Genomic DNA, 11,043 nt, shown 5'->3' with positions numbered 1-11,043 from the left:
AACTGATCCAGATCGGGCGGGCCTTCATTCGGCTTTTTTCCGTTCTGATTTTTGTTGTTGTCATCTGAGCCACGCCCCCAACGAGGATCGTTGAGAGAAAATTTCAAGCCAAGTTTTTTAAATAGGGTAACGAGCATGCGTTTGCGGTCCGGGCTGAAAATAAAGGTTGGATTGCCAAGTGATTCGTTACACGTTCACATCGTCTGATGCAATAAGCGATGCATCTTCTAGGCCAGCGGCACGTGCTTTCGCACATTCGGCTATCGCTTCACGCAATAGATCCAATCCGCTTCCAGTCTGGGCACTGATAAAAACCCGTCGGATTTTATCATATTCATCACGCTCCAAAGCAGGTTCCAGCCCTGCTGCGTCAATCTTGTTCCAGACCAGAATCTGCGGAATGTGATCGGCCCCGATTTCATGCAGAACCATATTGACCTGTTCGATCTGCTCCATGCGCACCGGACTGGCACCGTCGACCACATGCAGCAACAGGTCTGCATGGATGGTTTCTTCCAGCGTGGCACGGAAAGCCGCGACAAGCTGGTGCGGCAGTTCGCGGATGAACCCGACTGTGTCGGAAATGATGACGTTACCGGCTTCACCAAGGTACACGCGCCGTGAAGTCGTATCGAGCGTGGCGAACAATTGATCGGCAGCCAGTGTTCGCGCCTTGGCCAAGGTATTGAACAGCGTCGATTTGCCGGCATTGGTATAACCGACCAGCGAGATGGAAAACGCGTTGTTGCGACCACGCGCACGGCGCTGGGTGGCGCGCTGCTTGTGCAGTTTTTCAAGCTTGGCGCGGAGCATCTTGACGCGCTCCCCCAGCAAGCGACGGTCGGTCTCCAGTTGGGTTTCACCCGGACCGCGCAGGCCGATACCACCCTTTTGACGTTCCAAGTGGGTCCATCCGCGAATCAGGCGCGTTGAGAGGTGCTGCAATTGCGCCAGTTCCACCTGCACCTTGCCTTCGTGGCTCTGTGCGCGCTGCGCAAAAATATCCAGAATCAAGCTGGTGCGATCGACCACACGCACTTTCAGATGGCGTTCAAGATTGCGTTGTTGCGCGGGCGAAAGCGCATGGTTGAAAATGACGATGTCAATGGCATGATCGACAACGGCATCGGCTATCTCGTTCGCCTTGCCGGAACCGACGAATAACGCGGCGTCCGGAGCGGAACGCTTGCCGGTAATGGTGATGACCGGATCTGCGCCAGCCGATCGGGACAACAGGGAAAGTTCTTCAAGACTTGCAGCAAAATCACCTTTGCCGAAATCAACGCCTACCAGTACGGCACGCATGTCAGTACCGCACCGGTGACGGGAATACGCGGGCCTTACTCAACTTCTGATTCGATACTCAGGTTGACGGCGCGTGCAGGAACAACGGTCGAAATTGCGTGCTTGTACACCATCTGTGTCACGGTATTGCGCAACAGGACCACGTATTGATCGAACGATTCAATATGCCCCTGGAGCTTGATGCCATTGACGAGATAGATGGAAACAGGGACGTGTTCCTTGCGCAAGGCATTGAGGAATGGGTCTTGTAACAGTTGCCCTTTGTTGGTCATGACAGCTCCATTGTGTTGTTGTGATGAGGAGATTGAGACATCTTGTCTTTTTTCAAGTATCTCTGCTCAGTGGGAATGTAATCGATTTCGCCCTTTTTCGCCAAAACCGCCTATTTTTCGGATCGGCTGAACGGGTTCTTCCCGGAACGCAACTCGATACGTAGTGGAGTCCCGACCAGTGAAAAAGTTTCTCGGAAATGCTTTTCGAGGAAACGCTTGTAATTGGCATCGATGGCATCCAGCGCGTTGCCGTGAATGACGACAACCGGCGGATTCATTCCCCCCTGGTGCGCGTAACGCAGTTTTGGTCGAATCGAGCCCTTGCGGCGCGGCTGCTGATGTTCGACTGCCTCGATCAATGCACGCGTCAGCTTCGGCGTCGACAGATTCGACATGGCGGCAGCATAGGCAGCATCGACCGACTTCATCATCGGCGCAATGCCGCTGGATTTCAGCGCCGAGATGAAATGTGTTTTTGCAAACGACAGGAAATTCAGCTTGCGCTCAAGGTCCATCTTGATTTCGTCGCGTCGATCACTGGTCAAGCCATCCCATTTGTTGACGCCGATCACCAGCGCCCTGCCCGATTCAAGGATGAATCCCGCAATATGTGCATCCTGCTCGGAAATATCCTGCTGCGCATCCAGCAGCAACAGCACGACATTGGCTTCCGACACGGACTGCAATGTCTTCACGACGGAAAACTTCTCGATCGCCTCGAATACCTTGCCGCGACGACGGATACCCGCCGTATCGATCAGCGTGTAATGCTTGCCATCACGCTCGAATGGAATCTCGATCGAGTCGCGCGTCGTACCCGGCATGTCAAACGCAATCACGCGTTCTTCGCCCAACAGCGTATTCACGAGTGTCGACTTGCCCACGTTCGGTCGGCCGACGATTGCCAGCTTGATGCTTTTTCCGGTGGACTCCGAGACCTCTTCTTCCGGCGGACGCTGGGCGAAGGCAATATCCAGCGACTCTTCCACCAGATCGTTGACCCCGTCGCCGTGTGCGGCAGAAATCACGTAAGGATCACCCATGCCAAGCTCATAGAAGTCGGCAGCGACCGTCGTGTACTTCATGCCCTCGGCCTTGTTGACCACCAGCATGACCCGACGGCCTGATTTACGCAGAAAATCGGTGATGGTCTTGTCGTGTGGCGTCAATCCCTGACGGCCATCCACGATGAAAATGACAACGTCGGCTTCTGCCACTGCCTGCTTCGTCTGCTTGGCCATTTCATGCATGATGCCGTCCTTGGCAACAGGCTCGAAACCGCCTGTATCGATCACCAGGAAAGGACGTTCGCCAACGCGGCCTTCGCCGTAATGCCGGTCACGCGTCAATCCCGGAAGATCGGCGACCAACGCATCACGCGACCGGGTCAACCGGTTGAAGAGCGTGGATTTGCCGACATTAGGTCGACCTACAAGTGCAATAACCGGCTTCATCAAATTGTTTTACTCGGCCGCGAGCGCGACCACTGTTCCTGATTGTGTTTGGAAAACGAGAGTGCTGCCAACCGATATCGGTGCAGCCATGATTGCGCTGCCATCGGTCTGGACACGCGCCAGCAGGGAACCGTCATCCTTCGAAAGGAAATGAACGTATCCCTGATAATCGCCAACCGCAACCGCGCGACTGAATGCGAGCGGAGTCGACAGACGGCGATTTGCCAGTTTGTTGTTGCGCCAGAGGCTGCCGCCACCCGCGCGCGAAAGTGCCTGTACCGTGCCATGCTCATCGGCCGCGTAGACATAACGTTCATCCACGGCAACGCCCACGTCGCTCGACAATGGCGCGCCCCAGCGTGGCGAGCCGCTCAATGCATCGAAACAGGCAACCCGTCCCTGATAGGCCACTGCACAGACATCACGGCCTGCTACGACCGGGGTTCCGGAAATATCGGCAATCCGCTCCAGCTCGGTCACACCGCGCGGATCACCGACAGCAACTTCCCAACGCGGCGCACCTGTCGCCAGAGTCAGCGCCAGCAGACGACCTCCCGCCAGACCGACATAGGCATTTGAACCGTTGATGGCAATGCCGGGCGCGGTACGCAACGTCAACGGAGGCGCTGTACGTTGCACCGACCATTTACGCGCGCCGCTATCGACATCGAATGCGGCAATCCGATTGTCCATGCTGCGCACGACAACTACGCCGAGCCCGATCGCAGGTGCCGACAATACTTCGCTGCTGGCTTGCGCTTTCCAGCGCAACTTGCCGTCTTCTGCGTTGAAAGCGAGAATCGTGCCGTTTTCACCGGCGACCACGACTGTCTGACCATCCGTACCGACACCAGCCGTCAGTTTTACACCCGCATCGGTGCGCCATGCCGAACGACCGGTTGTCGCATCAAGACGTGTAATCGAACCGTTTTCAGCCGCGGCAAACAGCGCATTGCCAAAAGATGCCGGCGTAAACGCATATTTTTCCGCCTTTCCGACCGAAGCCGTCCAGACAGTCTTCACATTCAATGTCGATTTAAAGTCGACCAATGCCGCAGGCTGATTTTTTGTCGATGGCTTGCTGGCGAACGGATTCAACGACGACATGACAGAGCAGCCCGTTGCGGCAACCAGCAAACCTGCACAAAAAATCCTTGACGTGAAACGCATCTGTTTTTCCTTTTGATTCTTGAGGCTTCGACGGTCAGACAGCTTTGGCAGCAGGTGCACCGCCAATGGCATCCAGCTTGATCTGCATCAGTTGTCGGCCCGGATTGCGCTGATCGGTTTTTTCGATTGCCGCCTGATAGGCAGTGCGGGCTTCATCCAGCTTGTTTTGTGCGACCAGAATATCGCCTTTGCGATCTTCAACCACACCAGCGAACTGGGGCGGGAAATCGCCAGCCAGAACCTTCAGCCCCTCATCGTAAGCTTTCTCGTCCAGCAGAATACCGGCCAGACGCACTTTCGCGATGGCTTTGTATTCATCACTGCGCCCGTTGTCGATCACCCACTGCAATTGGGTTTTTGCAGCCTGGTAATCGCTGGCATCGAATGCGGACTTGGCAGCGACCAGCGCACTCATCTGCGCATAGGCCGTACGTGCAAACTTCGATTGCATGTCAGACGCAGCACGCTGCACTTTTTCCTTGTCCTGCTCACCGGCTGCTTTTTCCAGTTGTTCATACAGCTGCGCTGCCTGCACCGACTGGTTGCGCTGATAGTAATTCCAGCCGGTCCATGCTGCATAAGCCGCGAGCGCGGCGATAAGCACCCAAGTGACGAGATTACCGTATTGCCCCCACCAGGATTTGAGGCTGGCCAGTTGTTCCTGCTCTGCGTGATCGTATGCCATGATGGTCCAAGTTTAGTGGTGATAGTGTACGTGTTCGTCGTGCGAGTGATCGTGTCCGACGATCTGATCGACCAGATAATCCGGAATCGCATCGAAAGCGACACTGGATTGATTTCCGCCGGTTTCCGCGCCGCGCATTTCCTTGACGATTGCCTCGCCTTTTGCAATTTCATCTTCACCGATGATCACCGCATACGCTGCGCCGCTGCTGTCCGCACGTTTCATCTGCGACTTGAAGCTGCCGATACCTGCCGACGATGCGCAATGCAACACAACATCGAGTCCCGCATCGCGCAAACGTTCCGCAACCCCGGATGCTTGCAATTGTGCTTCGTCCCCCTGATGCACGAGATAAACATCGCATTGATTCGGCGACAGCTGTTCGCCGTTTGCCTTCATCAGCTCCAGCAAACGTTCGACGCCCATGGCGAAGCCGCAGGCCGGTGTCGGCTTGCCACCGAACATTTCAACCAGCGGATCGTACCGGCCACCGCCGCAAACAGTTCCTTGCGAGCCGAGTTGATCAGTTACCCACTCGAACACTGTGCGATTGTAATAATCCATGCCGCGTACCAGACGCGGATTGATGGTGAACGGAATCGCGTTGTGACGCAGAATTTTCTGTACGCCTTCAAAATGCGCGCGCGATTCCTCGCCGAGGTAATCCAGCAGTTTCGGTGCTGCGTTGACCATCTCCTGCATTGTCGGATTCTTGGTATCCAAAATACGCAACGGGTTCGTGTGCAAACGCTTTTGCGCTTCGGCGTCGAGTACGTCGGCATTCTTTTCGAAGTAGGCAATCAGATCGGCACGATGTCTGTTTCGCTCTTCGGCATCGCCGATCGAATTCAGTTCAAGGCGCACATCCTGCAGGCCGAGATCGTCCCACAAGCGCTGACACATCATGATCAGTTCGGCATCGATATCCGGACCGGCAAAGCCGATTGCTTCCGCGCCGATCTGATGAAACTGGCGATAGCGACCACGTTGCGGCCTTTCATGGCGAAACATCGGGCCTGCATACCAGAGGCGTTTCGGACTGTCGTAGGTCAGGTTATGTTCTAGCACGGAACGGACTACACCAGCGGTGCATTCCGGACGCAGGGTCAGGTCATCGCCGTTCATCGTATCCTTGAATGAGTACATTTCCTTTTCGACGATATCGGTAACGGCACCGAGGCCGCGCGCGAACAGGGCAGTCGGTTCGACAATCGGCGTGCGAATCTGCTGAAAGCCGTAACTCTTCAACACGGTATGCACGGTGTTCTCGAACAATTCCCACAATGGCGCATCTGCGGGAAGAATGTCATTCATTCCCTTCACGCCGACGATTTTTTCTGTTTTCTTGGTATCTGACATGTAATTTCTACGGCTGATATCGCCGATGTGTATTCCCGATTATTCTTGTTTGCTTACCGTTCAGGCGGTGCTGCTTTCCTTGCCGTAGCGACTTTGCACATAATTCAGCACGATGGCCTGAAACTCGGCAGCAATATTGTCGCCGCGCAGCGTCACTGTCTTCTCGCCATCGACGAATACCGGCGCGGCCGGCGATTCGCCAGTGCCCGGCAGGCTGATGCCGATGTTGGCGTGCTTCGATTCACCCGGACCGTTGACGATGCATCCCATCACGGCGACATTCATTGCCTCCACACCCGGGTACTGCTTTTTCCAGACCGGCATCTGATCACGCAAGTAGGTCTGGATATCGTCCGCCAGTTCCTGAAACACGGTTGACGTTGTGCGACCGCATCCCGGACAGGCAATCACCATCGGTGTGAACTTGCGCAAGCCCATCGTCTGCAGGATTTCCTGACCGACGATCACTTCCTTTGTACGATCGCCGCCCGGTTCGGGCGTGAGCGAAATACGGATCGTGTCGCCGATGCCTTCCTGCAACAACACAGACAACGCTGCGGTCGAAGCGACAATGCCCTTGCTGCCCATGCCTGCTTCCGTCAATCCCAAGTGCAACGGATACTCGCAGCGACGCGCCAGTTCGCGATAGACCGCGATCAAATCCTGTACGCCGGACACTTTGCACGACAGGATGATGCGGTCACCCGCCAGACCCACTTCTTCCGCACGCTGTGCGTTTTCGATAGCGGAAGTCACCAGCGCTTCGTACATGACAGCCTGCGCGGTCCATGGCGTCGCGCGTTGCGCATTCTCGTCCATGATGCGCGCCAGCAGCTCCTGATCCAGACTGCCCCAGTTGACGCCAATGCGAACCGGTTTGTCGAAACGACAGGCTGTCTCGATCATCTGCGCAAACTGCGTATCGCGCTTGTTGCCCTTGCCGACGTTGCCCGGATTGATGCGATATTTCGCCAGCGCTTTCGCACAATCCGGATAGTCGTTCAGCAGCTTGTGGCCGTTGTAATGAAAGTCACCGACCAGCGGCACAACCACGTCCATCTTGTCCAGTTGTTCGCAGATCGCCGGCACGGCAGCTGCGGCTTCCGGTGTATTGACCGTGATGCGCACCAATTCGGAACCGGCCCGTGCCAATTCCTTGATCTGGATCGCCGTACCGATCACATCGGCCGTATCGGTATTGGTCATCGATTGCACGACCACCGGCGCATCGCCGCCAATGCGCACTTCCCGCTCGCCATATCGAACAACGGCGATGCGGCTTTGACGACGCGTTAATGGGCCTGTGGCAATCGGTTGCTGGGACATGACAATTACTTCAAATTCAATCGTGCGACATTGCTGCTGTTGCCGGAAACATCGAGCGGCTTTCCACGCAGCTTGACGCTGACACCCGCAGCGTTACCAATCACCATCGCTACCGGACTGGTGATGTCGAATACTTCCGTTGTGCCGGCCTTGAAAAGCCGCGACACAAGAATGCTGTCGTCGTCGCGCCGGATTTCAACCCAGCTGTCTTCCTTCATCTGAAAGACCAACGCGTTCTTGCTGTCCGGCGAAACCGGTGGGGAGACGGCAACGTTGTCCGCAGCCGGTTCCGCAACTGCCGGTGCGGACGCTGTTTTTTCTGCCGCAGCAGCTTGCTGGACATGCTCTCCTGCCGGCAGAGTCCGCGCTTCCTCCGAAGTTGTGCCCACCGCAGAGAGTTGAGTCTCCGGCACTTCCACCGTAACCGGCTTCTCTTCCGTTTGCGATTGCTGTTCTTTCACAGGAATCCAGCCCATTCGCTCTGCAGCAAATCCCAGCACAACGACGATCGCCAGCGCTACGCCTGCCATCACCAGTTTGGAGGACGACGCTCCCGATTTACCGGAGGAAACCCTGCTTTCCGAAAATGCCGTCGACAGCGAACCGCGATCCTGCAGGACCGTATCCGGTTCAGCCTTGTCGCTGGCAATAGCAGCCAAAATTGGTGCCGAATCGACACGCAGTAATTTTGCGTAAGTGCGAATAAACCCACGCACGATCACCATGCCTGGCAGAGCCGCGTAGTTGTCCGCTTCCAGTGCCTGAATCTGACGGCTGGCCAGATTCAACTGATTCGCCACCTGTTCAACTGTCCAGCCGCGTTCCTCGCGCAACGCAGCAAGTTGCGCACCTGCGGACATTTGAGGTTGCGCCGCGGCTATTGCCTCTTCTCGCTCCGATTCCTGGCGATTTTCTTCTGCTTCGTTCACTGATACACCGTCACTCATTAAAAACTCCGCGCTGATAAGACGCAAACTCGGACGAATTCGGATAACGCCGGCGCAATTGCGTCGCCAGGCTGTTTTCCGCACTACGATTACCCAGTTTGCGCTCGGTCTTCACTCCCAGCCACAACACCTCGGCTGTCAGAACGTTCGCATTCACCAGTCGTGTAATGTAAAACCGCGCGTTCTGGAACTCGCCACGATCGTAGTTGATGCGAGCCAGACCGATATTTGTCGCCGTATTGGTTGGATCAAGACGGAATGCCTCGTTGAAGTAACGTTCCGCCGCGAGCGAATTCTTCATCATCAGGCTGCAGGTGCCGGCATTTGCCAGCGCCTTGGCCGGAGACTGATAGGACTTGTTGGCTGCCGCTGTATCGAAATAAACGATGGACTGCTCGGGACGACCGTTCTGGCAAAGGAACCATCCGAAGTTGTTGTTCAAATCCGGATCGTTCGGCGCCAGTTTCATCGCGCGTTGAAAATGATCTTCCGCCAGACGCGTTTGCCCCAGTTCCATATAGGTCAATGCAGCCATCGTATAAGCATCCGTCAGATTCGGATCGATCTGTATCGCCTGCTTGGCTTCATCCAGTGCCGTCTGCCACTGCCCTTGCTGATAATAGCCGACTGCAAGTTGCAGGCGAATACTGGCACGACGTTGAATCTCAGTACGGTCGGAACTGGTTGGCAATTCGTCGTTCGATGCAGAACGCTGACCACTCGATGCACAACCGGCCAGCAAAATGACAGACAAGGTAATGGCCATCCAGGCCGACCGACGGATTACTTTCAAGATGAAATCTCCACGATGCGTCCAAAATCCTTGCCGAATTTTTCCTGATAATCGGCCATTTTTTTCATGCGTTCCTGCACGCGCGTGCGGTCTTTCACTTCACCGGCCAACTGGCCGCATGCCGCATCGATATCGTCGCCACGCGTCTTGCGAATCGTCGTGACAATCCCGGCGTCCATCAGAATCTGCGCGAACGCCTTGATGCGCGGATTCTGCGAACGCGTCAATCCGGACTCAGGGAAGGGATTGAACGGAATCAGATTGAACTTGCATGGCACGGGATCGCGCCCCTGCACCAGCGCGATCAATTCGCGCGCATGCTGATCGGTATCGTTGACCCCGTCCAGCATGCAGTATTCAAACGTGATGAAATCGCGTGGCGCAAATTCCAGGTAGCGACGGCACGCTGCCATCAATTCGTTCAGCGGATATTTCTTGTTCAGTGGAACCAGGCCATCGCGCAACGCATCATTCGATGCATGCAGTGACACTGCCATCGCCACTGCACAATCCTGCGACAGCTTGTCAATCATCGGTACGACGCCACTGGTCGACAGCGTCACACGACGACGCGACAGACCGTAAGCGTTATCGTCGAGCATCAGCTTCAACGCCGTCACGGTCGGTTCGTAATTCAGCAACGGTTCACCCATGCCCATCATTACGACGTTGGTGATCTGGCGTTCGCCCTTGGGGCCGGGTTCTATGCCTTTGGTACGGCGCAATTCGAATTCCGCCATCCACAACTGGCCGATGATTTCGCCGACCGTCAGGTTACGGTTGAAGCCCTGCTTGCCGGTCGAACAAAACCGGCAATTGACTGCACAGCCCGCCTGCGTCGAAATGCAAAGCGTGCCGCGATTTTCTTCGGGGATGAAAACAGTTTCGACCGCGTTGCCTTGTCCGACATCGACCAGCCACTTGCGTGTGCCGTCGGACGAAGTGTGGTCGGAAATAACGGCCGGCGCGGCAATGATCGCCCGCGTTACCAGTTTGTCGCGCAATGACTTTGCGAGATCGGTCATCGACTCGAAATCGCTGGCGCCGAACTGATGAATCCAGCGCTGCAACTGCTTTGCGCGAAACGGCTTCTCACCCAACTCGCCGCAATAAGCGACGAGCTGTGCAGGATCCAGATCCAGCAGATTGGTGAGAGTCGTCATGGTCTTGCTTCGTTACTGCCGCTTCGCAGGTTTCTGCCAAGCGGCCAAGTCAAATCAACGCGAATAAACGTTCAGTGCCGGGAAGAAGTAGGCGATTTCTGTTTTCGCCGTTTCTTCTGCATCCGAACCGTGAACTGCATTGGCATCGATCGAATCAGCGAAATCGGCGCGAATCGTGCCTTTGTCTGCCTTCTTCGGATCGGTTGCGCCCATCAGGTCGCGATGCTTCGCAATGGCGTTTTCGCCTTCCAGAACCTGGATCACTACCGGTCCGGAAATCATGAAATCAACCAGATCCTTGAAGAAAGGACGTGCGCTGTGCACGGCGTAGAAGCCTTCAGCCTCTGCGCGCGACAATTGTGTCATGCGGGAAGCGACGATTTTCAAGCCAGCGTTTTCGAAACGGGTGTAAATCTGACCGATTACATTTTTGGCGACTGCGTCCGGTTTAATAATCGACAGGGTGCGTTCGATTGCCATCTAAAAAAACTCCAATAAAAAGAAAGGGTTAAGACGAAAATATGAGAATTCAGCTAACCGCTGATTCTAGCATGAAACACCCTGCTTAG

11 protein-coding genes and 1 pseudogene are annotated in these 11,043 nt (G+C 55.5%); all 12 read right to left on the bottom strand.

All coding sequences use genetic code 11. The features are described 5' to 3' along the window. Positions 1–137 (bottom strand): annotated as a pseudogene (locus tag VN114_RS04390) (protease modulator HflK); the annotation flags it as partial. Between the two features lie 49 nt (positions 138–186). Further along, on the bottom strand, positions 187–1,305 hold the full coding sequence (gene hflX / locus VN114_RS04385) for a GTPase HflX (protein WP_325512378.1): 1,119 nt from the start codon (positions 1,303–1,305) through the stop codon (positions 187–189). A gap of 35 nt (positions 1,306–1,340) precedes the next feature. Beyond that, a complete protein-coding gene (gene hfq, locus VN114_RS04380; RefSeq protein ID WP_325512376.1) occupies positions 1,341–1,577 on the bottom strand; it encodes an RNA chaperone Hfq in 237 nt (78 codons plus the stop codon). A gap of 110 nt (positions 1,578–1,687) precedes the next feature. Continuing rightward, complete coding sequence (der, locus tag VN114_RS04375; protein ID WP_325512374.1) at positions 1,688–3,031, bottom strand: ribosome biogenesis GTPase Der; 1,344 nt, start codon at positions 3,029–3,031, stop codon at positions 1,688–1,690. A 9-nt stretch (positions 3,032–3,040) separates the two neighbouring features. Further along, the gene (gene bamB / locus VN114_RS04370) at positions 3,041–4,201 is read right to left on the bottom strand and encodes an outer membrane protein assembly factor BamB (RefSeq protein WP_325512372.1); all 1,161 of its coding nucleotides are present in this window, start codon (positions 4,199–4,201) and stop codon (positions 3,041–3,043) included. Between the two features lie 34 nt (positions 4,202–4,235). Continuing rightward, the gene (locus VN114_RS04365) at positions 4,236–4,886 is read right to left on the bottom strand and encodes a tetratricopeptide repeat protein (protein WP_325512370.1); all 651 of its coding nucleotides are present in this window, start codon (positions 4,884–4,886) and stop codon (positions 4,236–4,238) included. 12 nt (positions 4,887–4,898) lie between these two features. Then, a complete protein-coding gene (hisS, locus tag VN114_RS04360; protein ID WP_325512368.1) occupies positions 4,899–6,245 on the bottom strand; it encodes a histidine--tRNA ligase in 1,347 nt (448 codons plus the stop codon). A 60-nt stretch (positions 6,246–6,305) separates the two neighbouring features. Then, positions 6,306–7,571 carry a flavodoxin-dependent (E)-4-hydroxy-3-methylbut-2-enyl-diphosphate synthase gene (ispG, locus tag VN114_RS04355; protein ID WP_325512366.1) on the bottom strand — a complete coding sequence of 422 codons (1,266 nt, stop codon included), beginning with the start codon at positions 7,569–7,571 and terminating at the stop codon, positions 6,306–6,308. Positions 7,572–7,576: 5 nt separating this feature from the next. Next, on the bottom strand, positions 7,577–8,518 hold the full coding sequence (locus tag VN114_RS04350) for a helix-turn-helix domain-containing protein (protein ID WP_325512364.1): 942 nt from the start codon (positions 8,516–8,518) through the stop codon (positions 7,577–7,579). Then, positions 8,511–9,311: a type IV pilus biogenesis/stability protein PilW gene (pilW, locus tag VN114_RS04345; protein ID WP_325512362.1), complete on the bottom strand. Its 801-nt coding sequence runs from the start codon at positions 9,309–9,311 to the stop codon at positions 8,511–8,513. The genes VN114_RS04350 and pilW overlap by 8 nt, the downstream gene beginning before the upstream one ends. Continuing rightward, on the bottom strand, positions 9,308–10,474 hold the full coding sequence (gene rlmN, locus VN114_RS04340) for a 23S rRNA (adenine(2503)-C(2))-methyltransferase RlmN (protein WP_325512360.1): 1,167 nt from the start codon (positions 10,472–10,474) through the stop codon (positions 9,308–9,310). Before rlmN ends, pilW begins: the two co-directional genes overlap by 4 nt. Positions 10,475–10,528: 54 nt before the next feature. Next, positions 10,529–10,954: a nucleoside-diphosphate kinase gene (gene ndk, locus VN114_RS04335; RefSeq protein WP_325512358.1), complete on the bottom strand. Its 426-nt coding sequence runs from the start codon at positions 10,952–10,954 to the stop codon at positions 10,529–10,531. Between the last annotated feature and the right edge of the window lie 89 nt (positions 10,955–11,043).

It is taken from the genome of Oxalicibacterium sp., assembly GCF_035565035.1.
Classification (GTDB): Bacteria; Pseudomonadota; Gammaproteobacteria; order Burkholderiales; family Burkholderiaceae_D; genus Oxalicibacterium.
The sequence above is the reverse complement of the archived record's forward strand: the minus strand, read 5'-3'. Positions and strand labels throughout refer to the sequence as shown.